The following is a 22,537-nucleotide window of genomic DNA, read 5'->3' as shown; positions in this document are numbered from 1 at the left end:
GCGTATGCATGAGTCGATGGCGGACACGGCTGGGGCGCTGGGCCAGCCGGTATTTGTTGTTGCCGATCATCCTGGGGGTGGCGATCGGTTCGCTGATCCCGTTGATCGAGACCAATACTTGGTGGATCCGCTATCTGGATTTTCCTCGCATCGAGTTCGTGATCGTACTGCTGGCGGCGTTGCTGCTGTATGTGCTGATCGGCCAGTGGCGACGCAAGGTCGGCGTGTTCGCGATCGCGATCGCCCTGGCCGCGCTCGGCTACAACGCATATCGGCTCTGGCCGTATATGCCACGTCCGAAGAATCCAATCGGCGAGCCGGCTGCGGCCTGTGCCCGCGATGCCCAACTCAGTGTGATGATTGCCAACGTACAAGAGGGCAACCGCCACAGTGCGAAACTGCTGGATATGGTCCAGCGAATCCAGCCGGATATATTCCTGGCCATGGAAACCAACCGCTGGTGGAATCGCCAGCTCGAGCCGCTGGATGCGGTTTACGATCATCAAATCGTGAAAAACCCGAAGAACGCGAAGTATTTTGGTATTCATCTGTTCTCGAAAAAAGAACTGGTGGATCCGCAGGTGCATTTCTTTTTCGATGCCACCACGCCGACGATCGTGACCGGTATCCGAATGCCGAATCGTGCCACCCCGGTCCAGTTCGTGGGGCTGCATCCACGGCCGCCGCTGATGTGGTCGCAGTCGAGCACGATTCGCGATGGACATATCCTCAAGTCGGCCCTGATCGCGGGCCACTCCAGCGCGCCGACGATCATCGCCGGCGACTTCAACGCCGTGTCCTGGGAGCGGGTGCTGCGACGGGCCATGCGCGTCGGCGGTTTGCTGGATGCGCGCGTGCATCGCGGCTTCATCCCCAGCTATAACGCCAAACACTGGTATATGGCCTGGCCGTTGGATCAGATGCTGTATCAGCCCTCGTTACGGCTGCTGGATTTCAAGCGTCTGCCGGCCTTTGGCTCCGACCACTATCCGATGCTGGGGCGATTCTGCACGGATCCGGCCGACCACAGTCGGCGCCAGCCGCCCGCTAAAGATTCGGGAGACCCGGCCGAAGTCCAGACCTCGCTACAGGCTGCACAGCAATATGACAGCGGGCGAACCCATTAGACTGGCCGCCATGCTTGGATGCACGGGAGCGAGCCCATGACCCAGACCGAGCGTATCAACGCCGTGCTCGGCGAGTACGGTCGAACCTTTGCCTCCGAGCTCGGCGTGGATCTGGCGCGGAACACGCCCTCGCCGCTGTTTCGGCTGCTATGTCTGGCGCTGCTGACCAGCGCGCCGGTCCAGGCTGGGATCGCCATGCAGGCCGCCCGGGCGCTGGCCGAAGCCGGTTGGACCACCCCGGAGCGGCTCGCCGAAAGCCGCTGGCCACAACGGGTCAACGTACTCAACGGGGCCGGCTATGCCCGGGTGGATGAAAAGACCGCAACCCAACTCGTGGCTTTTAACGCCCATCTGCTCGATGCCTATGCCGGCGATCTACGTCGGCTGCGCGCCGAGGCGGACGGCGATTCGAAAGCCGCCCTGCGTGCGCTTAAACGCTTTACGGGGATCGGCGATACTGGGGCAGCGATCTTTCTGCGCGAGGTCCAGGCGGTTTGGGGCGAGTTTTATCCGTTCGCCGATCCAGCGAGTCTGGCCACGGCCGAGGCGCTTGGGCTGCCGGCCGAGGCCGCCAAGCTGGCGCGGCTGACCGGTCAGGCCGATTTCCCACGCCTGGTCGCGGCGTTGGTGCGGGTTAAACTGGCCGGCGATATCGACCGCTTTAAAGACTGAGACCGCATGTTCGATTACTCGCTGGCCCATTGGCTGACCTTCGTCGGAGCCGGGCTAGCACTCGAGTTCACACCCGGTCCGAGTATGCTCTATGTGCTCGGTCAGACCGCCCGCCACGGCCGTCGGCACGGGTTGGTCGGGTTGGCCGGCGTGCTGTCGGGCGGGGTCGCGCATATCGTGTTGACCGTGTTCGGGTTGGCGGCGTTGATCGCCCAGTCGGCCTGGCTATTTTCGATGATCAAGTGGATCGGGGCGATCTATCTGGTCTGGCTCGGGGTTCAGTCGCTGTGTACGCGTTCGAGCGATGACGTCGCCGAGACCGCAGCGACAGATCATAGGCGCGCCGTGCCCAGCGCCTGGCGGGCTTATCGACAGGGTCTGTTGATCGATCTGTTCAACCCCAAGGTCGCCTTGTTTTTTCTGGCGTTTATTCCGCAGTTCGTGGTGGCCGGCGCCGGGCCGGTGGCAGTCCAGTTGGGGTTGCACGGTGTCTTGCTGCTGGCGCTGGCCGCGGTTTGCGATACCCCGCTGGTCTTGATCGGGGATAGGCTAAGCCGCTGGTTCAAGGGGCGTCGGCGGCTCGCGCTCTGGAGCGAGCGAGGCCTGGGGGCGCTATTCGTGGCCCTCGGGGCACGGCTGGCCCTGGCACATCGTTGATTGGAAACGGTTGGGAGGCTGCGATGTTTGATTATTCCTGGGCCCACTGGGTGGCTTTTTTCGGCGCGGCCTTCGCGCTCGAGATCGTGCCGGGGCCAGATCTATTATTTATAACGGCCAAAACTGCTCGCCATGGGCGCGGGCATGGTTTTGCGGCGATGTTCGGCCTATGGACCGGCGCCCTGGTGCATATCGCCGCGACCGTGTTCGGGCTGGCAGCCATTCTGGCGCGCTCGGCGGTGGCGTTTTCGGTCATCAAGTGGATCGGCGCGGCTTATTTGGTCTGGCTGGGAATCCAGTCTCTGCGCTCGGCCCAGCGCGGGGCGGCATCCTCGGAGGCAGCGCCGCCGCTGAGCGCGCCCAGCCGTTGGGCAGCCTATCGGCAGGGGATCTGGGTCGATTTGCTGAACCCGAAAGTCGCGCTGTTCTTTCTGGCCTTCATTCCACAGTTCGTCGAGCCTGGCGCAGGCCCGGTGACCGCACAGCTGGCCCTGCACGGACTATTGTTGTTCGTGGTGGCCGGCGTGATCGAGCCGGCCTTGATTCTGATCGGCGACCGGCTGACGCGTATGCTGCGCGGCCGGCGCCGGCTAGCGGCCTGGGCCGAACGCGGCGTCGGCGCGATCTTCATTGCGCTGGGCGCCCGGCTGGCTCTGGCCCACCGTTGATAGCGAGCTGTTCATGAGCGAATCCGAATCGACCGGGCGCTGTGCCTGCGGCGGCGTACGGTTCCGACTGACCGAGGCCACGACCGATGTCATTGCCTGCCATTGCGAGACCTGCCGGCGGTGGTCTGGTTATATCTGGGGCGCTACCCATGCATCCAAGAGTGCACTCGTAATCGAGGCCGGCGATATGCTGAGCTGGTGGGCCTCCTCGAATTTTGCCGAGCGCGGTTTCTGTAGCCACTGCGGCTCCAGCCTGTTCTATCGGCGCCACGAGACGGAGCGCATTTCGATCGCGCCGGGCGCCCTGGATGCACCGACCGGGCTGGCGACTACGCAGCATATCTGCGTGGCCGAGGCCGGCGACTACTACCCACTCGATCCAGGCATGCCGCAGAACCTTGGGCCGGAAATCGAGTTGTGAGACAGGCTGGCGGCCATGCCACTCAGCGGCTGTACTAGGCAGACGGGCGGGTCGAGGTGGCAGGCAGTTTCCGCAAATCGCGGTGGACGGGTACGACAAGGCGTAGCGAACACCGCGTCGTCGTATAACGTCAGCGAGCGATAACGCGGGTTGGTCGTACGGCATCGCCTGTTCGTGGGGCTGGGAGCGATCTATTGTGAATTATGGCCTGGGCGGCATACGCAGGGCAGACGCCAGAGCGGCGCTGCTATGAGGCCACTGCAACAGGCTTTGCGGTCGTGCGATGCATAAAAAAGCCCCGACCAAGGCCGGGGCTTGTAGAGCAGGAGGGGCGTTTTAATGCCGCGGTATGATCGCCCAGTTCGAATAGTTGTTGTAGCGTGGTTGTACCGCGCGTGTATCGAACAGCTCCCAAGCTTTCTGGCTTTTATCCAAGCCGCGGTCAACGCTGGCCGCCAGCGCAGGCTGCAGATTCGACGGATAACCGGCCGGCGAATCCGGATAGCCGGTCATCTCGTTGGCCTGCGGCCTGTCGTTTAGATGGTTGCGATAGCTTTGTGAATCGCAGTCGAATCCAACCATCTGCGGCATCGTGGCCTTATAGGCTTCATCCAGGGTACTGAAGTAGTCGGCACCGCGAGTCGGTCGGATTTGGAGCTTATATACCCCCGCCTTGAGCCAGCAGAAACCGCTATCCGGTTTGTCGATCCAGTTGGTCATCCGACCGACTTGGAACTCAAGCAGCCATTGGGCAAAAGGTTCGAATTCGGAGAACCCCAGGTCAGTGGCATAGGAAGTCGCCCAGGCAAAGAAGTCTTCCTGCCAGGGGGCGACGCCGGTCCATGCTTCGCCTTGCACCGTGTAGTTGGTGTAGTCGTCAAGGATATGCAGCGGATGCTCGTCCTGATTCTGCAAATAGTGGCTGTCGTAATCGGCCGCGATATTGGCGAGCAAGCCAGTGAAGTAGCTATGCATCGGATCGGCATCCGGGGTGGCATAGGCGGCCTGGGCGAGCGTGCGCAGCGACCAAGCCTGCTGCCGAACCTGCTGCGCGGCCCGGCGAAGACGACCATTGGCATAGTCGCGATAGCCGGGATTGGCCGACAGTTCGATATAGGAGGCCGCGAACTGCAGCTCTTCCAGGTAATAGTAGTCGCCCGTGACCAGGTAGGGCAGAAAGCCGATCGAGGGATGGTGGGCAAGCTCGAAACTATAGGGCGAATCGCAGTCAGTACTGCAGTCGGTATAAAGCTGTTCGCGAGTCTGCGGCGACCAGCTCTGGTCACGACGAGCCACGACCGTGATGTATGGATAGTCCGTGATCTTGATCGGGCTACCGGTTTTGGCGTCACGGAAATGGAAACCATACGAGCCTACGGCGTTGTCGTTGGCGAGCATATGGTCGAAGGCCCGCGGATCGCCGCTGACCGCATAGGTTGAGGTCCAGCGCGGCAACGGGCCGATACCGTCCTGTGCGCCGACGTCGCCCATGTACTTGGTCTGTGCACCGTTGGTCATCAGCGGGTAACTCGCTGCCAGACCGTCGAGATAGGCTTGTTCGGGCTTTACGTCTGCGTATTTGGGAATGGCCTTGGTTGCTTGGACATACTGCATGTCCGGCTGCACATAGAGGCTTGGGTCGGATCCCCACCACAGCACCTTATGCCAGCGGGCATGGTTGTAATGAGTCAGATCCTGGGCCTCGAAGTGGCTTTCGCCGACGTTGATCGTAGCGTTGTAGGTGAGGTTGCCGGCGGTTTTGCCGTAGGTGAAATCGTTTTCAACCACGGTATCGACTCGAGCATTCGTGACCCGGCCGCTATAGCTGGCATGGGCACGGATATGGAAGTATGCACCGAGCTGGTTGTCCGGATCGGACTGCGCGCCTTGCATACGGCCGCCGATGATCCATTCGCTGGTGCGCGCGCCAGATAGCCAGGTCTTGCAGATCTTATCGGCTACGGCGTCGCAGCCGCCGCGGTCGACGATCGTTTGCAGCAGCTCGCGCGCGTTCTGGGTCAGCGCATGGCCGTCGTGCTGGATCGTGAGTTTGGCGTCGAAGCCGGAGGACAGAAGGCGGCTGATCGAGATGGGCGCAACCTGTGAATCCTCGGGGACATTACCGTTAGTGAACAGCTTGATCGGTAGATCGCCTTGGGCGGGGACCTTATCGAGCTGGAACGACAGGATGGCGTGTTTGACCGAGCCATCGTCGTAGTAGCTCTTGATATCGGCTTGTACGCCTTGATTGCTCGGGTTGCTCGGCGTGGAATAATACAGCTGCTTCTCGGGCAGATAATCCCCTTTCTTGAAGACCTGTCCGTAGGTGACGACTTGATACGAGGCGGCGTTGTCCGAGCGGTTGCGAACCGTGACACGGGTGATCTCGGGATTGTCCCCGCGCGTATCGGGGCCAAGAAATACCGAATACGGCACCTTGGGTGCTGTCAGACCAGACTTTTCGTAAACGTAATTAAGAAAATTCTGTTGTTGGTCGTAGCGTTTTTTTTGCTCCGGACTCAAATCATCGTATGTCCAGGCCGCGGCGCAAGAGCTTGCTAGAACAGCAGCGGAACCGATTAAACCAACCAGCATTCGACGGTATTTGGCTGAAGTCGCCATCAAATATAACCCCTCGTTATATATGAAATAAAAAAAGGTGTTAGAGAGCCTGATTCCTTATTTCGCTCTTTCGCACCCATGGACTGGTCAAGTACGACTTGCCACTCCGCCAGCCAATCGAACGCGAGATCCTTCGAGCAATGGAAGGCGTCTGGAATTCGGCTGATGGAGGAATAACGGCATCTGATCCGATGCCTTTAGAGAGGATTTTTGTTTTTTATGGGTTGGCTGAAATAAATTAGTAAACTGGCGCTGCGCTGCGCAGGAATAGGGCTTCATTCTTGGGAGTCGGGTCTACCTTGGTGCAGAGGCAGGCAGCGGAGCCGGCGAGCCTCGGCCCAGAGTCGGATCCATATATGCAGTAGCAGGCAGCGCCCGTACCGATGTTGGAATGTTCGTATTCCGGACCAGGGATAGCCAGCCTCACCGTGTCGAGGCGCGATGATTGACAGCAGTGCTCAGCGGTTCGGCTCGCGTTCGATTCATGCGTCCCAACAAGATGGCGTCGTCGGGCTTCGAAGACGAGCCGTCGGGCGTGGCCACCGGTCTTGATCGGCGCTTGGCGCTATCTTGGGCCTGCGCAAAGGTGCGACACGTAGAACAACGCCCCAGGGGCATGGGCGATTGCGATACGCAACCGGGTATGGCGCGCAAAAGCGTTGTCCAGCCATACGCGCAGCGCATTCAAGGTAGCGGCGTGCCTATCGCGTATGCCGCCGTTCTCGGTGACTCCAAGCAGTCTGGCTAATGCAGCGTGCTGGCGATTCGGCTGCCCGCCTGGGTTTTGATTTTTGGAGGCGACAGCGCTTGCCTTAGGCAAAGCCGTTGGGTCTGGTCGCTAGCCGCGGGATAGCCTGCGTGGCAGCGCACGCCAGTCCGGCAATCGTCTAGACAGAGCCGTTATTGCCGTTGATCTAGACGATTTAGCGATCGACTGCCGCTGGCTGGTGCCAAGCGCCGCTGGTGAGCCCTAGCCGGGCCTGCCTTGGCCAGCTCGGCAACAAAACGCGTGCGGTTCATAGACGGGAATACAGCAGGCAGGTATCGCCGAGCTGGATGAATCCGTCGACGAAGATGATGTTCTGCGGTAGCACGTCACGAATAGCGGCGCGCCAATCAGTCTGTGGCTCGATCATCGATAGCGCTCAGGGCGCGGTAGGGCTGGCCTGGATAAGCGATGCGCTCAGCGAATGTCGCAACATGGCGTAATGATGACCGTTGGAGCGTCGATGTCGTGCCGACGAGCTATGCCGCGCCTGATCCTGTGCTGCGACTCTCCAGGCCGGCCAGGGCCATTAGCGGGGCCTCGACGGTCGCGAGAGCGTCAGTCGGCTTCAGCAGACCCGAGCCGGATTTTGACCGTACAGAGGCCGGGGCGGCCGCTGACTCGGCCCTGGCGGGGCGTCATAGCGGCTGTCGCCTGTTCGTGTGGTGGAGTGACTATGCGAATGCGCTCAGCGGCGCGAGATAGCGTATCGAGCAACGGAGCGTTCTGGATGCCTTCGCATGGTGAAGAGCGTTGCTATGCCGCACCGATGCCGTGTGTCGACCAGAATCGCGGCGGTGCTGCCCTCGACCGCCCCGCCGAGGGTGGCGGGTACGGAAGGGGCAGCCAGGTTTGAGGCGTATATCTAGGCAAAGCCTCGCTGGGACGGGGCAGTCGCGGCATCGGTGGGCTGGGCCTCGGCGGTTTCGATCGACAGCCACTGCTGGCGGCCTTCGGCCAGCCGTTTACGGGCGAGCAGCGTGCCGACAAAGCCGACGATCGCGGCCAGTGCCAGGGCAACGCCTGGCATCGCCCGGTTGCCGGTGATCTGGATCAGCCAGGTGACGAAGGCCGGGGTGAACCCGCCGAAGATGGCGTAGGTCAGGCTATAGGCCAGCGACCAGCCGCTGGCGCGGACCTGGGCTGGCATGATCTCGACTAGTGAGATCATCAGCGTGCCCTGCCAGCAGCCGTACAGACAGCCCAGGAACACCACGGCAACCCAGAGCCGGAAAAACGAGGGATCGGCGACCAGCCAGGCCATGGTTGGGTAGGCACACAGGCCGAGCGCGGCCGAGGCCGACAACAGTACCGGTAGGCGGCCGACCCGATCGGAGATCGCGGCCACCCCGGGCATGACGAACAGATTGGCTATGGCCATACAGATAGTGACGATGAAGCTTTCCATCGAAGTCAGGCCGAGAATGTTGTGGCCGTAGGTGACGATATAGGAGGTAATCAGATAGAAGGTCACTGAGGTCAGCAAGATCATCATGATGGCGTTGCCGATCAGCTGCCAGTTCTTGGCCAGGGTGGCGCTGACTTCGCGCATGCTCGGATGATGACGGCGTTGCTTGAACTCTTCGCTCTCGGTCATCGAGCGCCGCATGAACAGCAGCACCGGTACCAGTAGCGAGCCGATCAGAAACGGTACCCGCCAGCCCCAGCTGTGCATCTGGGCATCCGACAGCGTCATCGCCAGGACGACGCCGATCACGGAAGCCAGCAGTACGGATGCCGACTGGCTGGCGGGTTGCATGGCTGCGAAGAAGCCTTTGCGATTGTTCGGCGCGATTTCGGCCAGATAGACCGAAGCCGTACCCGATTCGGCGCCGGCCGAAAAGCCTTGCAACAGACGGCCGATGATCACGATCACCGGCGCGGCATAGCCGATGGTGGCGAACGACGGCACGAAGGCGATCGACAGCACGCCCACCGACATGATCGATAGGCTCAACAGCAGTCCGGCGCGGCGGCCGTGCTTGTCGGCATAGGCGCCCAGCACCAGGGCGCCGAGGGGCCGCATCAGAAAGCCGATGCCGAAAGTGATCCAGGACATCAACAGTGCGAACGCGGGATCGGTAGCAGGGAACAGGACATCGGCGATGATCCCGGCATAGAAGCCGTAGATCATGAAATCGAACATCTCGAGAAAATTGCCGGTGAGAACGCGCGCGGTGTTCTTGGCCCTCGAGGTCGTCGATACCGTGGTTGTGCTCGACATGGGTGACTCCTCCGTATCTCGTACGGTTTTTCGCTTGTTATGGGCATACCGTCCCCGGACCGGCACGGGACCAGGCAAAGAAAATCGAGGGTCGGAATGCTTTCGGGCTGCGGCCGGGACCGTGTCTTCGGTAGGCGCACAGCGATCGTTACAACGGGTTGTGGGCGGGGCTCTCCTTGGGTCAGAAGAAATGGCGGCTTAGCCGGTGGCTTCGGCCTTAGGGGATGGTTCGAACTGCTGGCGCAGGGTCTTGCGGTCGACCTTGCCGACCTTGTTCAGCGGCAGAGCCTCAACGAAATAGACCGAACGCGGGCGATATACGGGCGATAGATCGGACTCGACCCGGTCCGCGAGCGCTTCGGCGTCGACAGCCTGCTGAGCGTGGACGACGACGAAGGCGACCGGCACTTCGCCGAGATCTGTGTCCGGGGCACCGATCACACAGCATTCGGCGACCGCCGGATGGGTCGCGATCCGGTTCTCGATTAGCGCCGGCGACAGATTTTCGCCGCCGCGGATGATCACATCCTTGAGTCGGCCGGTGATCGAGACATAGCCGGCCGCATCGATACGACCGAGATCGCCCGTGCGTAGCCAGCCGTCGACGATCGGCGAGTCGACGTCGGCGCCGATATAGCCCGCCATGAGTGCGGCTCCGGTAATACGGATCTCGCCTTCGGCGCCGGGGGCGGCCTCGGTATGTGTTTCCGGCACGAACAGCTTCAACGTTTGGCCGGGAATCACCGTGCCGATCGAGCCGATCCGGCGTGCGGCCGGCGGGTTGAGGGTGGTTGTACAGGTCGACTCGGACAGGCCGTAGGAGACCACCAGCGGTACGCCGAAGACGTCCTCGATCTGTTCGTGAAGGGCCGGAGTGATCGGCGCCGAGCCACAACGCAGAAAACGCAGATACTCGAAGGTCTCGCCCGCCGGAATATTGGGCAGGGTCCGGGAATACATCGTCGGTACACCGGTGACGATGCTCGGCTGGTAGGTACGCAGCTGGCCGAGGATATCGTCAGCACGAAAACGCGGAATCAACACCACCTCGGCGCCGGCCAGGAAAGGGGCGATCAGCTGGTTGTTGATGCCATTGGTGTGATGCAGCGGCATCACATGCAACAGGCGGTCGTGGGCCGTCAGGCCGGTATGTGCGACCACGCCGTCAGCATTGACCCGCAGATTGGACTGGGTCAGCACCACGCCCTTGGGGCGGCCGGTACTGCCGGAGGTGAACAGCAGCAGCGCGCGATCTTCGGCCCGATGCACGACGGTCGGCGCCGGCTTACCAGTGTGTTCGAGCGCGGCCAGCGGCAGGGCCCGGGTGCCCATGCTGGCCAGCCGGGCTTCGGCCTCCTCGCGAAAGTGATCGTCCTCAAACACCATCACCGGCATGCCGACCGATTCGGCGCGCTCGGCCAGCTCTGGCACCGTGATCCGGGGCTCCATGATGGTCGGCGTGAGCCCGCTCTGCATGGCGCCGAACAGCGCAGCCACGCAGGCCGGTGTCTTGGCCGCGGCGATGCCCACGAACGCACCGCGGGCCAAGCCGAGTGATGCGAAGCCGGCAGCATAGGCATCGATGGCGTTGCCGAGCGCAGCATAGTCGAGCATGCCGGCCGGGCCGTGCAGTGCCATGCGCCCAGCTGCGGCATGGGTGTCGATCGCAGCACGTAGCGCGTCCGACAAGGGTTGTACGTCCGGGGTCATACGGCCTCCTTGCGCAGCACGATGGCGGCGTCGGTTTCGAACTGGTGGTTGGGATCGAGTGCGCGTAGTGCTTCGATCTCGCGATCGGTCGGCAGCTCGGTGGGCCGTGCCTGGCTGGCATCGAAGTCGAAGGCCGTGCGTTCGCGTACTTCGGCGAGCGACGCATCGGGATGCCAGGAGGCTAGCGCCAGTCGGTCGTCGTGTTTGACGAACACGGCGATCGGCGTGACCACGCCGTGCATGCCGCCGGCTGCGGTCACGAAATCCAGGGTGTCGACCATGGTCCGGCGCGAATGCTCGGTGCGCCAGGTGACCGAGCGTTTGGCGGTCGGTAGCATCACCGCACCGCCGCCGCCGCCCGGCAGCCGCACCTTGGGGTGGTGCCAGTCGCCGATCGCCGAAACGTTGGTTCGGCCCTGCCCGTCGACCTGAGCCGCGCCGAGAAAACACAAGTCCATGCCGCCTCGGGTGCACAGATCGTAGAAATCTTCGTTGCCGAAAATGGCTGTAGAGCCTTCGGCGAGCACTGGGTCGGAGCTGGAGATCGGCACCGCCGAGGGGCGCGGATCGACGCCGCCGGCGACGTTGATATAGGTGAAATCGAAATCGTAGGCACGGCGGGCCAGCAGGCAGGCCAGCATCGGCAGGCTGGAGTTCACGCCGCTGAAGGTGACTTCCTGCGGACGAATGAAGCGCGCCAAATTGGTCACGATATAGGCGAACGGCGACCAGGATTCAGACATGAGCAGTCTCCTTGCAGGCTTCCGGCGCAGTGGCCAGATGAACGTCAAGGGCATCTGCGTCGCGGGCGAGATAAGCCTGCACAGCGGGATAGTCGACCTCGTAATCCGGCCAGCAGGACCCCGGCCAGCCGGCATTCGGTAGCACGGCGGCGGCCTCGACCATGAAATGCGGCACGAGCGTGAGCTCCGGGCGCTCGCGAAAGACGTCGGGGGCGACTTGGCGTTCGGCGACCACCAGCACGCGATCCGCGGCCCGGGTCATGATCCGGTCCCAATGCGAGGTACCGAAGACTCGGGCATCGCCCTGTTCGGTCACTTCGTTGGCGAGCACGATGGCGAAATCCGGGCGGATCTTGGGGATCACGTAGGTCTCGCCTGCGCTGTCGTAGGGATCGGGAAGCTTTTTCCAGCCGTTGAGCTCGGCCAGCGCCGAACCGTGGATGCCGCCGCAGGGCATGAACGGTACGCCAAAGGCCGAGGCCCGAAGACCGGCGGTGAGCGTGGCGCAGGCATGTTCTTCCAGCTCTACGTCGCCGTTCTCGATCGCACGGCGATACCAGGGGGCGAGCCCGAAATTGCCTTCCATGGCGACGATGCCGGTGCGCGCCCGGCGGACCGCGCCGGCCCGGCAGAGGATGTCGATGTCGTAGCCCGGCGATTGCTTGATGATCTCCAGGCCGCGGCGCTGCTGGCGGATCAGCTCGCGGATCAGCGCGAACGGGCCGCGATGCAAAAAGCTGCCGCCGAGCGCCAACGAGGCGCCGTCGGGAATACGCGCGGCCAGCTCGGCCACGCTTTCGATCTTGGCAGTGCGTGCAATACCCATTACGAAGCCTTTTGTTGTTGTGCCTGGGCCGCAGCGGCCTCGCGATAGGCGCGCATGCGGGCCTTGAGGCCGGGCTCGGCGGCCGAGGCCACCAGTTCGGCCATGTCGGCATCGCGCGTATCGCGACGGATCACTCGGAACAGCCGGGCGGCGGCATCGGCGCTGAGGCCAGAGGCAGCGAGCGCGTCGATGCGAGGGCCAACGTCTTCGGCGGCCACTAGGTCGGTGACGAAACCCCGTTCGCGGGCGGTGGCTGCATCAAAGGTCACGCCGTCGTGTAGGACTTCGCGGGCCCAGTCGGCACCGACGAGATCGGCGAACCGACGCGAGCCCAGCACCAGCCCAAAGCCGAGCCCCGGCATACGAAAGCTGGCCTGCGGCGTCGCCCAGCGTCGGTTGCAGACCGCGAACAGATCCACGCCGGCACCGAAGTTGCGCCCATGGGCATGGGCGACGGTATCGAAGGGGGCATGGGCGAGCGCCTGCAAAAGCTGCTCGATGCGGACGAAGCGGCGCAGCAGATCGCCTTCGCTTTCGTCTTCGAAGCCGGAGAAATCAAAGCCGGCCGAGAAATTCTTGCCGTCGCCGCGCAGGCTCAGCAGACGGGTACCGTCGCCCTCGGCCGTGGCGACGATGTCGATCAGTGCTTCGACCAGATCCGCAGACAGGGCGTTGCGCTTGTCTGGCCGGGCGAGTACGACCTGTGTGGTGGTCCCGTCGCGGGCTACGTGGAGCGGGAATACGGTTTCAGCGGGCATCGGCGGCCTCCGGTCGCGCTTCGAATTCGGCGAATACTTCGTCGTTGTGTTCGCCGAGTTCGGGCGGGCGTCGATAGGGGCGAAGATTGTCTCCGCCGAAACGCAGCGGCGAGATGAAGGTCTGCGTTTCATGGCCGCCCGGCAGGGTCAGCGGCTGGACCCAGCCCATGTGATCGACCTGGGGATCGGCCAGTGCTTCGGCATAGCCATTGATCGGCGCACACGCCACGCCGGCCTCGCGGAACATGGCAAGCACCGTATCGACGCTCTTGTCGGCGAACACGTCTTCGAAGATCGCTTTGAGTTCGGCCTGATTCTCGGCCCGTAGGATGGTGGAGCCGAACCGGGCTTCGTCGATCAGGTCCTCGCGCTCGATCGCCTTGCAGGCCCGGGCGAACAGGGCGTTGTTGCCGGCTGCCATGGCGACATGCCCGTCGGCGACCCGGAAAGCCTCATAAGGCGCGTTGCGCGGATGGGCCGAGCCGAGCTTGACCGGGTTCTCGCCGGTGCCGAAATACTGGCTGGTCTGCAAAGCGCCGATCGCCAGCGACGCCCCCAGCATCGAGGCATCGATATGCGTGCCTTGCCCGGTGGCTGCGACCTCGCGCAGCGCTGCCGAAATCGCGAAGGCGCCGTACAGGCCGGTGGCGAAATCGGCCAGCGGCACGCCGCATTTGACCGGATCGCCGCCCGGTTCGCCGGTCACGCTCATCACCCCGCTCATCGCCTGCAAGGTCAGATCGAAACCGGCCTCTCTAGCGCGCGGGCCGTCCTGGCCGAAGGCCGAGATCGAGCAATAGACCAGTTCCGGGTGCGGCTTGGCGACTTCGGCATAGGCTAAGCCGAGGCGTTCCATCACGCCGGGGCGGTTGTTTTCGAGCACCACGTCGGCCGAATCGACCAGCGCACGGGCCCGGGCCTGATCGGCCGGATTTTTGAGATCGAGGGTGACCGAACGCTTGTTGCGATTGACCGAGGCGAAATTCTCGCTGTAGCCATCGCTGATCGGCGGCCAGGCGCGCATGCTGTCGCCGCCGGCCGGGTTCTCGACCTTGATGACGTCGGCGCCCATGTCGGCCAATAGCATGCCGCAGAACGGACCTGCCGCTACGCTGCAGAATTCGATGACGCGTATACCTGTTAACGGTTGCACGGTGTCTCCTTGACGATAGAAAGGGAGGGCGGCTCAGGCGGCCGCGCTGTCGGGATAGGCGTTGCCGCGATAACCAAGCGCTCGCGACAGTTCGCGCGCGGTACGGATCACGACTGGGCCGTGCTGGTGCAGAGTGCCGAGCGACAGCCGCTCCAGCGGCCCGGAAATACCCAGTGCTGCGACTGGTCGGCCGTGGGCGTCGAATACCGGTGCGGCCGCGCCGCCCACCGAGTCACGCCATTCGCCGCAGTTGATCGAGAAACCACGGCGGCGGGTTTCGGCCAGGTCGGCAAGCAGGGCGTCGCGGCTATCCAGGGAGCGCGGCGTCCACTGCGCGAGCTCGTCCGGCAGCTCGGCAAGCCGTTCGTCTGGTTGCCAGGCCAACAGCGCCTTGCCCGAGGCCACACAGTGGGCCGGCGCGCGCCCGCCGATCGCGGAATAGGCGCGGACCGGCTGCGGGCTCTCGATCTTGTTCAGATAGATCACGTCCAGCCCGTCGAGCACCGCCAGATGGATGCTCTCGCGGGTCGCATGGGCGAGTTGCTGCAGATAGGGATCGGCGATTTGGCGTACATCGAGCCGACCGACGATGGTGCTGGCGACTTCGAACAGCTTGAGCGTGCATTCGTAGGTCGCGGTCTCGGGATTGCTGCGTACATAGCCGGCAGCCGTCAGGGTCTGGAGCGTGCGATGCACGTTGCTCTTGGTCAGATCCAGCACCCGCGAGAGTGGGGTCACGCCCATTGGCTGTGGATTGGCGGCCAGGGTTTCGAGAACCCGCAATCCCTTGAGCAGTGTCTTGTCCATGTTCCAAATACCAGAACGCGTTTCCAAAATTCGATATAGGCATCTGGCGCCTATTGGAGGTCGGCTGGTATTGGAAAAAAGTCTTACCTGTCAGCGTTCTATAGTTTGGAACGCCGGTTTGTACGCGAATTCAGGTGGGATACGCCAAATCGCTGTTTCCATAATGAAAGACAGCATTCTGAATGCTGAGACAGCGAGCCGGTCGTTCTGCATGCCGACAAGGCGTACTGTCCAGCAGCCGGAGGGTATTAGCTAGGGTCGATCAAAAAGCCGCGTCTGCGCGATTCGATCAGCGAAGACGGCCGGGGCGAACCGCCGGGCGCTGTCGCTCGGGCGGGCAAAACCGACATCCGGAATAGGGCAATCCGGATATCGGTACGGCCCGGTTAGTGCGAGTGATGGTCGGCCGGAATCGGCTCGGCCTCGGCGGCAATCCGAAACAGCACGTATGGCTTGTGTCGTTCATCGTGCCCGCTGCGGTACTGGGGCTGGCGGTGCAGTTGGTTGGCCGTGACGTAGAGGTCGCCCTCGGGGCCGATGCTCAGCGTGTCCGGCCAGAGCAGACGCGGGTCGTGGGCCAGCGTCGACCAGCGGCCGGTATCGGTGTCGAATATGTGGATGGCGTTGTGTTCGTAGTCTGTGGCATAGAGTCGGCCCTGATCATCCATCAGCAGGCCGTCCGAAGCGCCTTTCTCGCCGACCGTCTCGACTGCAGCCTCGAGTTTGTCCTCGGACACGTCGCGATTGCGCAGCAGCGTTGTGGGCACGCGGTAGAGCCTGCGTGACGACAGCGGCGAGTAGTACAGCGTGGTGCCGTCCGGCGACAGGGCGATGCCGTCGGCCGGGATCGCCGGAACGCTGGCTTGGCCCTGGCCGTTGTCCTGCATCATGTAGCGCCCTTCGACGATCGGCCGGAAGCCGGGCGTAGCCTGGGTCGAAGACGCGCCGGAGAGCTGGCGCCAGGCGTCACCCGAGGCCAGATCGACCACGATGATCGCGCCCGGGCCGGTGAAGGATGAATCGGTGATATAGGCCACGCCGGCCTTGCCCTTGGAGGTATCGATGCGTACGTCGTTGAGATAGGTCGATTGCAACGCGGCACTATCGGGCAAGACGATGGTTCGGTCGACTTGGTTGGTGGCGAGCTCCACGGCGACCAGTTTCGGGCCGTTGGCGAGTTGTCCGCTCTTTGGGTAGCCAGTGCCCGGCAGCGTGCCGGTATCCAGAAGCCAGAGATGGCCATCGCCGGGCGCGACTACGCTCTGCACGCTGATCAGGTGCTGCCCTGGCTGATCCAGATCGGGCGCGTTAAAGGCAGGCGACGGGTAGGGCGCTTCCCGGCCGTTTTTCAGTTCGGCGACGGTAAAGGCTGGGTGGTCGCCCCAGCGTGGATAGGATACGAAGCGGCGTCCATCGCGGGTGACGGTCACGCCGGTCGGCATCTGATCGTGAAACAGGAAAGCCGGCGTGAGTGGACCGATGGATTGCGCATGGGCCAACGAAGCTTGTCCAGCCTCAGACGGCGGATCGGCGAGTACGGGCATGGCCGCGGCACAGAGTAGGCCAGCCCAAAGCGGCGGAAACCGGAATAAGCGTTGCATCGAATTCGCGAGCTCGAATGATGCGCCCAGTGTATCGAGGGGCCCGCCGGGTTCGTACAGTCGTCGGCGGGCAGGCCCACGTCAGGCGACGGCGGTGGTGCCATGTACGCATTGGCTCGACAGCCTGGTCGGCGCCGAGCGTGGTTCATCAAGGCGTATCCGGCACGACTCGGCCGCAGAGGGTCAGGCTCAGCGAAAGGCTGGTTCGTCGAAAGAGCGCAGCTTGCGCGAGTGCAGCGCTTCGACGCCGGAGGCCTTGATCAGCCGGATCGTTTCCAAGCCGATGGTCAGATGCTGGCGGACCTGGTTTTGATAGAAAGCATTGGCCATGCTGCGCAGCTTGAGCTCGCCGTGCATCGGTTTGTCGGAGACGCATAGCAAGGTGCCATAGGGCACCCGCAGCCTGAAACCGTTGGCTGCGATAGTCGCGCTTTCCATATCGATAGCGATCGCCCGCGATTGCGAGAAACGCTCGTAAAGTTCGTCGTAGCGGAACTCCCAGTTGCGATTGTCGGTGCTGGCGACCGTGCCGGTGCGCAGCCGATCCTTTAAATCGCGCTGGGACAGACCGGTCACCCCGGAGACCGACTGCTCCAGGGCGACCTGCATTTCTGCGATCGGCGGGATCGGCACCCAGGGCGGCAGATCCTGGTCGAGTACGTGATCCTCGCGGACGTAGGCATGCGCCAGGACATAGTCGCCGAGCTGCTGGGAGCGTCTCAGGCCGCCGCAGTGGCCGATCATCAGCCAGCAGTGGGGCCGCAGCACGGCCAGATGGTCGGTAATGGTCTTGGCATTGGACGGGCCCATGCCGATGTTGATCAACGTGACCCCGAGGCCGTCTTCGCGGGTCAGATGATAAGCCGGCATCGGGGGCAGATGCTGGGGGGCATCACCGGTGGCTTTTAGATGGTCGAAGCGAGGGTTGGCCTCGATCACCTCGCCCGGGCTGACGAAGGCCGTGTATTCCTCGTAATGGGCGATCTGGTCGCGGGCATAGGCGGCAAAGTCGTCGACATAGCGCTGATAGTTGGTCAACAGCACGAAGCCCTGGAAGTGTTTAGGGTCGGTGCCGGTGTAATGCGACAGGCGCTGGAGTGCCAGGTCGGTACGTTGTGCATCGAACAACGCCAGTGGAAACGGCTGGCCGACTGGTGTGCGGTACGTGCTGTTGGGAATCGCATCGTTCATGGTGGCGAGATCGGGCAGATAAAAAGCCCGCTCCATCGCGCGTACTGCTTCGGGCGTGAGATCCGCGGTGGCGGCCTCGATCATGAACGGCAGCGGGATCGGCTGGTCCGACAGACCCACTTGAATGGCCGCCCCGTGATTGTCGATCAAGAGCGACAGCTGCTCTAGAAGATAGTTGTGGAACAGATCCGGCCGGGTGACCGTAGTGCCATGAACACCCCCCTTGCGCAGCGAGCCATAGGTCGGCCGGGCCGAGCTCACCAGCCGGTCTGGTGTGGTCTCGATACCGACATAAGGGTAGAACGCCGCCGGCATCGACTCCGGTTCGTGATCGCCGGCGACAAACCGTTGGTGTCGCTCGCGCATCTGTTCATAGGCTGCGTCGTAGAGTGCCGTGATCCGGGCCAGCGCTGCCTCGGCGGTATCGAAAGCGCGTAGATCGCGGACATTGCCATGTGCGGTACCGGGCATCGACGAGATTCCTATGTAAGCGGGGCTGCCATCTAAGCTACCAGTACCGGGGCCACGGCCGAAGCCTGGAATGGAAGATTTTGATCGTTACTTATTCGAATAAGAAATATATTTTATATTTCTTTTTTGAATATATGGAGACAGAAATATTCGTTCTCGTGCTGCTCGGCGGGCGCTAGCGTGATGCGCAAGATCTTTTCTCGGCGCAGTAGACCATCGTGAACAAACTTCTCATTTTCGGCCTAGCCGGCTTTATTGCTCAACTCGTGGATGGCGGGCTGGGCATGGGCTACGGGCTCACCTCGGCCTCTATTCTGGTAGCTCTGGGTGTGACGCCCGCGATCGCTTCGGCGTCCATCCATTTCGCCGAACTGGCCACCACTGCGGCCTCGGGCACCGCGCACTATCGATTCGGCAATGTCGAGCCGGCGTTGTTCAAACGCATGATCTGGCCTGGCGCCATAGGCGCATTCGTGGGCGCCTGCCTACTGAGTTTGGCGCCCGGCGATGCCATCAAACCGCTGGTCTCTGGATTGTTGTTATTGCTCGGCCTTTACGTGCTGACTCGGTTCATCGTGCCGCGGGCGCCGCGCACCGCGGGCGCCCGCCGGCCCTCGGCCTGGCTGCTGGTGCCGCTGTCGCTGGTCGCTGGTTTTTTCGACAGCATCGGCGGTGGCGGCTGGGGGCCGATTGCCACGCCGACGCTTATGGCGCGCGCCGGTAGTGATCCGCGACGGGTCATCGGCACCGTCGATGCCAGTGAATTCGTGGTCACCCTGGCCGGCACGCTCGGTTTTGCTCTCGTACTGGGTGTGACCCAGATCAACTGGGGCTGGGTGGCGATCTTTGCGCTCAGCGGGCTGGTTGCCGCACCGTTGGCGGCATGGCTGGTCCGGCTGCTGCCGGCCCGAATCCTCGGCGTGTTCGTTGGCGGGATGATCGTGGTTACCAATACGCGCACGCTGTTGGCTGCGCTATCGGTTGATGTGCAGGCGATCTATGCGGCGACCCTGGTGTTGTTCGTCGCCTGGGCGGCGCTCGTTGCAATGGCGATCTGGCGACAGCTCGATCACCAGAATGCCGCGCGATCGAGTAGCTGATAGGCCAGCAGTTTGCCGGCTTCGCTGAAACGTCGCGACAGCGACACCGAGCCGGCGACTGGGGCCGAGCAGAGTTCGAGGCCCTGGCATTGTCGCTGGGCGGTGGCCCAGGCCCGATAGGCATGAAAGCGGTCGGTGACGATGGCTACGCGGGGTGCTGTGCTGACCGACTCCAGGGCACAGGCATAACGAAAATTCTGGGCCGTCGAGCGGGCCCGGTCCTCGATGTCGATATGGGTATCGGGGATACCGCGTCGGCGGGCTTCGTGAGCCAGCCGGCGGGCCGAGTCGCCACCATAACCGGCGCCGGAAAACACGATGCGGTCGACCTCGTTTCGCCGATAGAGCGCGATGGCCTGCTGCGTTCGTCGATAGCGCGGCGCACCGCTCAATACTAGAGCGGTCGTATGGGCCAGGTGATGCCGACTACAAGGCGCTGGAATATGGCCGATACCCAGGATATCGGCCGTCGCCAACGCAGCCAGGCCAAGCGCCGGCAGCAACACAGCCATGGCGAGCAGGCGATGGATCTTGCCACGATGCATCAGGGGCCAGGCAGAGCTGTCATCGACGCCGATCCAGGTACCGCGCGAGCGGGCGCCGGACGGCCTGAGCTCGCGGCGCGGTCGTCGACGTGGCTCCCGATGCGACCGGGCACTGCATGGTCAAAACCGTCGCGGCGGACCGGGCAGCGATCGGCTGGAAGCCCTGCCGGCGATAGGCACGAACTGCTGGCGGTTTGTCGGTGAAAACCGCCAGTTCGATGCTGGTACAGTCGTGCTGGCGTTGGGCATCGCGAACCAGCAGGCGTGTCAGCGTGTCGATCAGCCGGCTGTGCACGACGCCTCGGGTCTACGATCAGGCGCGCTAGCCGGACCCGTTGTTCGGGCTTGCGATGGTATTCGCCGAATCCGGCGAGCCGGTCCTGGGCGTCGATCAACGAGCGTGGCGTGGCGGTTGGGCGGTACAGGGCGAGCGCCAGGCGCAGGCCCGCCAGCGGCCACGTCCGGGGGGCCAGCTCCGGACCGGCCCAGTACAGACCGGCGCGTCGATCGAATACCCATGTAGTCAGCTGGGCATCATCATCGGCGACCGGCTCGCGCAAGGCGAGGCCGGCCTGAGGATGTTCACAGGTCACCGGGTCCAGAAGTTGTTGCGAACCAGATCGACCACTTCACCCATGCGGCCAGACAGCACGGCCTTGGTCGAATACAGCGCGGTAGAGGCGACTTGGCTGAATTGCACATTTGGCGGCATCACCAGTTCCATGCGATTGACCTTGACATCGAGAATGCCCGGACCGTCGTGGGCCAGCAGCTCGGCCACGGCATCGTCGAGTTCGTGTTTGGCCTCGACCTTGCGGCCCCATAGGCCGATGGTATGGCCGAGCGCGCCGAAGTCGGGGTTTTTCAGTTCGGTATAGGCGTCCAGCAGCCCCTCGACTTTCTGCTCGAGCTCGACGAAGCCCAGCGAGCTGTTGTTGAAGATCACGATCTTGAGTGGGATTTGGAACTGGGCCAGGGTCAACAGATCGCCCATCAGCATCGATAGCCCACCGTCGCCGCACATGGCGATCACCTGTCGATCCGGAAATGCCTGGCTAATGCCGAGCGCCTGGGGGTAAGCATTGGCCATGGTGCCGTGCATCAGACTCGGCAGCGTCCGGCGCCGACCATTGGCCTTGATATGGCGTAGACACCAGACCATGGGGCTGCCGCCATCGGCGGTAAATACGGCGTCGTCGGCGGCCTGCTTATCCAAAGCCAGGGTCAGCTCCTGGGGATGAATCAGGTGGTCGTCGTCGGATTCGGCCGCGGCATCGTCGAGGGATTCCAGATAGGTCTTGCGACAGGCATCGACCCAGTCGCGGTCGGCGTGTGGGGCCACGCGTTCGAGTAGGGCTGCACAGGTATCGCGCGCCGAGCCGATCACGCCGATATCGACCGGATGCCGTAGACCGATCTGCCCGGCGGCGATATCCACCTGGATGATGGTCGCATCTTCGGGATAGAACTGGGCCCAGGCAAAGCTGCAGCCCAGCAGCAGCAAGGTGTCGCATTCGGAGACCGCGCGATAACCGCCGGCCAGGCCGAACACGCCAGTCATGCCGACTTCGAGTTCGTTGTCGTATTCGATGAAATCCTTGGCCCGGGAGGTCCAGGCGATCGGCGCGCCGAGCTTGTCGGCGAGCGCGATGACTTCGTCGTGGGCATCGGCACAGCCGTGGCCAGCATAGATCGAGATCTTCTTGCCGGCGTCCAGGGCCGCAACCATCTCCAGCAGTTCGTCTTCGGACGGTCGAATCGTCGGGTTAAAACGCATGCTGCGCCAAGGCAGACTGTTGTCCGGCTGTGCCGTAAACAGATCGCCGGGCACGATCAGCACGGCCAGGCCGCCCTCATTCAAGGCTTTCTGGGCCGCGATCGCGGTCAGACGCTTGGCGTTTTCCGGGCTGGACACATATTCGCAGAACACGCTGTACTGGGCGTATAGCGGGCGCTGATCGACATCCTGAGGAAACCCGACCCCCATTTCGGCCGTAGCGACCTGCGAGGCAATGAATACCACCGGCGCCCCGTTGCGATGGGATTCGATCAGGCCGTTGATGAAATGGGTGCTGCCCGGGCCACAGGTACCGGCACAGCAGGCCAGTTCGCCGGTCATATAGGCCTCGCCGCCGGCTGCGAAACCGCCGACTTCTTCGTGACGGACATGCACCCATGCCATGTCCGAACTGCGGATAGCATCGGTCAGATGATTGATGGTGTCGCCGACCACGCCATAACAACGTTTGGCGCCAGCGTCGAGCAGGGTAGCAACCATGATTTCGGCAACGTTATGACTCATGTGAATTCCGTAGTGGGAGCGCTGGGCCGGGGTAGGTAGCGCCAGGATCGTCCTGACAACATACCCGCAAGCCGTTGCGATGCATTGACCGGTCGAGCATATCAAGACCGCAAATAGCGTTAGACGCCGTGTTCGCGCCGGTCGCACAACGCGCAAAGCTGGCTTGTCTAGGC

19 protein-coding genes are annotated in these 22,537 nt (G+C 63.0%); 6 read left to right on the top strand and 13 right to left on the bottom strand.

What is annotated here, in order from left to right:
* Window positions 1-8: 8 nt before the first annotated feature.
* The 5 genes from V5738_RS16940 to V5738_RS16920 are packed head-to-tail and all read left to right on the top strand — an operon-like array spanning window position 9 to window position 3,545.
* On the top strand, window positions 9-1,127 hold the full coding sequence (locus V5738_RS16940; protein ID WP_423821987.1) for an endonuclease/exonuclease/phosphatase family protein: 1,119 nt from the start codon (window positions 9-11) through the stop codon (window positions 1,125-1,127).
* Between the two features lie 36 nt (window positions 1,128-1,163).
* Complete coding sequence (locus tag V5738_RS16935; RefSeq protein WP_423821986.1) at window positions 1,164-1,799, top strand: hypothetical protein; 636 nt, start codon at window positions 1,164-1,166, stop codon at window positions 1,797-1,799.
* Window positions 1,800-1,805: 6 nt separating this feature from the next.
* Window positions 1,806-2,456, top strand: a complete 651-nt coding sequence (locus tag V5738_RS16930) for a LysE family translocator (RefSeq protein WP_423821985.1) — start codon at window positions 1,806-1,808, stop codon at window positions 2,454-2,456.
* Between the two features lie 23 nt (window positions 2,457-2,479).
* Complete coding sequence (locus tag V5738_RS16925; RefSeq protein ID WP_423821984.1) at window positions 2,480-3,124, top strand: LysE family translocator; 645 nt, start codon at window positions 2,480-2,482, stop codon at window positions 3,122-3,124.
* A gap of 13 nt (window positions 3,125-3,137) precedes the next feature.
* A complete protein-coding gene (locus V5738_RS16920; protein ID WP_423821983.1) occupies window positions 3,138-3,545 on the top strand; it encodes a GFA family protein in 408 nt (135 codons plus the stop codon).
* A 336-nt stretch (window positions 3,546-3,881) separates the two neighbouring features.
* Here V5738_RS16920 and V5738_RS16915 read toward each other — a convergent pair whose 3' ends face one another.
* The 11 genes from V5738_RS16915 to V5738_RS16865 form a co-directional block, all read right to left on the bottom strand.
* Window positions 3,882-6,068 (bottom strand): hypothetical protein, encoded by a 2,187-nt coding sequence (locus tag V5738_RS16915; RefSeq protein WP_423821982.1) that lies wholly within the window; start codon window positions 6,066-6,068, stop codon window positions 3,882-3,884.
* Window positions 6,069-7,491: 1,423 nt separating this feature from the next.
* Window positions 7,492-7,650 (bottom strand): hypothetical protein, encoded by a 159-nt coding sequence (locus V5738_RS16910; protein ID WP_423821981.1) that lies wholly within the window; start codon window positions 7,648-7,650, stop codon window positions 7,492-7,494.
* A gap of 148 nt (window positions 7,651-7,798) precedes the next feature.
* The gene (gene tcuC, locus V5738_RS16905) at window positions 7,799-9,157 is read right to left on the bottom strand and encodes a tricarballylate/proton symporter TcuC (RefSeq protein ID WP_423821980.1); all 1,359 of its coding nucleotides are present in this window, start codon (window positions 9,155-9,157) and stop codon (window positions 7,799-7,801) included.
* 198 nt (window positions 9,158-9,355) lie between these two features.
* A complete protein-coding gene (locus V5738_RS16900; protein ID WP_423821979.1) occupies window positions 9,356-10,867 on the bottom strand; it encodes a class I adenylate-forming enzyme family protein in 1,512 nt (503 codons plus the stop codon).
* Window positions 10,864-11,610 carry a CoA-transferase subunit beta gene (locus tag V5738_RS16895; RefSeq protein WP_423821978.1) on the bottom strand — a complete coding sequence of 249 codons (747 nt, stop codon included), beginning with the start codon at window positions 11,608-11,610 and terminating at the stop codon, window positions 10,864-10,866. The genes V5738_RS16900 and V5738_RS16895 overlap by 4 nt, the downstream gene beginning before the upstream one ends.
* Window positions 11,603-12,436 (bottom strand): CoA transferase subunit A, encoded by an 834-nt coding sequence (locus tag V5738_RS16890; protein WP_423821977.1) that lies wholly within the window; start codon window positions 12,434-12,436, stop codon window positions 11,603-11,605. Before V5738_RS16890 ends, V5738_RS16895 begins: the two co-directional genes overlap by 8 nt.
* On the bottom strand, window positions 12,436-13,194 hold the full coding sequence (locus tag V5738_RS16885; RefSeq protein ID WP_423821975.1) for an enoyl-CoA hydratase/isomerase family protein: 759 nt from the start codon (window positions 13,192-13,194) through the stop codon (window positions 12,436-12,438). Before V5738_RS16885 ends, V5738_RS16890 begins: the two co-directional genes overlap by 1 nt.
* Window positions 13,184-14,347, bottom strand: a complete 1,164-nt coding sequence (locus tag V5738_RS16880) for a CaiB/BaiF CoA transferase family protein (RefSeq protein ID WP_423821974.1) — start codon at window positions 14,345-14,347, stop codon at window positions 13,184-13,186. Before V5738_RS16880 ends, V5738_RS16885 begins: the two co-directional genes overlap by 11 nt.
* A 33-nt stretch (window positions 14,348-14,380) precedes the next feature.
* On the bottom strand, window positions 14,381-15,154 hold the full coding sequence (locus tag V5738_RS16875) for an IclR family transcriptional regulator (protein ID WP_423821973.1): 774 nt from the start codon (window positions 15,152-15,154) through the stop codon (window positions 14,381-14,383).
* 386 nt (window positions 15,155-15,540) lie between these two features.
* On the bottom strand, window positions 15,541-16,755 hold the full coding sequence (locus V5738_RS16870) for an L-dopachrome tautomerase-related protein (protein WP_423821972.1): 1,215 nt from the start codon (window positions 16,753-16,755) through the stop codon (window positions 15,541-15,543).
* A gap of 189 nt (window positions 16,756-16,944) precedes the next feature.
* A complete protein-coding gene (locus V5738_RS16865) occupies window positions 16,945-18,417 on the bottom strand; it encodes an AMP nucleosidase (protein WP_423821971.1) in 1,473 nt (490 codons plus the stop codon).
* 218 nt (window positions 18,418-18,635) lie between these two features.
* Between V5738_RS16865 and V5738_RS16860 the strand changes: the two genes are divergently transcribed.
* Window positions 18,636-19,517 (top strand): sulfite exporter TauE/SafE family protein, encoded by an 882-nt coding sequence (locus V5738_RS16860; protein WP_423821970.1) that lies wholly within the window; start codon window positions 18,636-18,638, stop codon window positions 19,515-19,517.
* Here V5738_RS16860 and V5738_RS16855 read toward each other — a convergent pair.
* Both V5738_RS16855 and V5738_RS16850 read right to left on the bottom strand, forming a co-directional pair.
* Complete coding sequence (locus tag V5738_RS16855; RefSeq protein WP_423821969.1) at window positions 19,487-20,062, bottom strand: YdcF family protein; 576 nt, start codon at window positions 20,060-20,062, stop codon at window positions 19,487-19,489. The two genes, V5738_RS16860 and V5738_RS16855, sit on opposite strands and share 31 nt — an antisense overlap.
* Before the next feature lie 589 nt (window positions 20,063-20,651).
* Complete coding sequence (locus tag V5738_RS16850) at window positions 20,652-22,364, bottom strand: thiamine pyrophosphate-dependent enzyme (RefSeq protein WP_423821968.1); 1,713 nt, start codon at window positions 22,362-22,364, stop codon at window positions 20,652-20,654.
* Window positions 22,365-22,537: the final 173 nt, after the last annotated feature.

The sequence above is a fragment of the Salinisphaera sp. SPP-AMP-43 genome, from assembly GCF_049568105.1.
GTDB lineage: Bacteria > Pseudomonadota > Gammaproteobacteria > Nevskiales > Salinisphaeraceae > Salinisphaera.
Note: the sequence above shows the minus strand (reverse complement) of the source record. Positions and strands in the feature narration are given on the sequence as shown.

Excerpts from the sequence above, each read along its gene's own strand:
- V5738_RS16850 (WP_423821968.1), bottom strand. The coding sequence starts at position 22,364 with ATGAGTCATAACGTTGCCGAAATCATGGTTGCTACCCTGCTCGACGCT.
- V5738_RS16930 (WP_423821985.1), top strand. The coding sequence starts at position 1,806 with ATGTTCGATTACTCGCTGGCCCATTGGCTGACCTTCGTCGGAGCCGGG.
- V5738_RS16895 (WP_423821978.1), bottom strand. The coding sequence starts at position 11,610 with ATGTCTGAATCCTGGTCGCCGTTCGCCTATATCGTGACCAATTTGGCG.
- V5738_RS16875 (WP_423821973.1), bottom strand. The coding sequence starts at position 15,154 with ATGGACAAGACACTGCTCAAGGGATTGCGGGTTCTCGAAACCCTGGCC.
- V5738_RS16855 (WP_423821969.1), bottom strand. The coding sequence starts at position 20,062 with ATGCATCGTGGCAAGATCCATCGCCTGCTCGCCATGGCTGTGTTGCTG.
- tcuC (WP_423821980.1), bottom strand. The coding sequence starts at position 9,157 with ATGTCGAGCACAACCACGGTATCGACGACCTCGAGGGCCAAGAACACC.
- V5738_RS16890 (WP_423821977.1), bottom strand. The coding sequence starts at position 12,436 with ATGGGTATTGCACGCACTGCCAAGATCGAAAGCGTGGCCGAGCTGGCC.
- V5738_RS16920 (WP_423821983.1), top strand. The coding sequence starts at position 3,138 with ATGAGCGAATCCGAATCGACCGGGCGCTGTGCCTGCGGCGGCGTACGG.
- V5738_RS16925 (WP_423821984.1), top strand. The coding sequence starts at position 2,480 with ATGTTTGATTATTCCTGGGCCCACTGGGTGGCTTTTTTCGGCGCGGCC.
- V5738_RS16870 (WP_423821972.1), bottom strand. The coding sequence starts at position 16,755 with ATGCAACGCTTATTCCGGTTTCCGCCGCTTTGGGCTGGCCTACTCTGT.
- V5738_RS16900 (WP_423821979.1), bottom strand. The coding sequence starts at position 10,867 with ATGACCCCGGACGTACAACCCTTGTCGGACGCGCTACGTGCTGCGATC.
- V5738_RS16940 (WP_423821987.1), top strand. The coding sequence starts at position 9 with ATGAGTCGATGGCGGACACGGCTGGGGCGCTGGGCCAGCCGGTATTTG.
- V5738_RS16935 (WP_423821986.1), top strand. The coding sequence starts at position 1,164 with ATGACCCAGACCGAGCGTATCAACGCCGTGCTCGGCGAGTACGGTCGA.
- V5738_RS16865 (WP_423821971.1), bottom strand. The coding sequence starts at position 18,417 with ATGCCCGGTACCGCACATGGCAATGTCCGCGATCTACGCGCTTTCGAT.
- V5738_RS16885 (WP_423821975.1), bottom strand. The coding sequence starts at position 13,194 with ATGCCCGCTGAAACCGTATTCCCGCTCCACGTAGCCCGCGACGGGACC.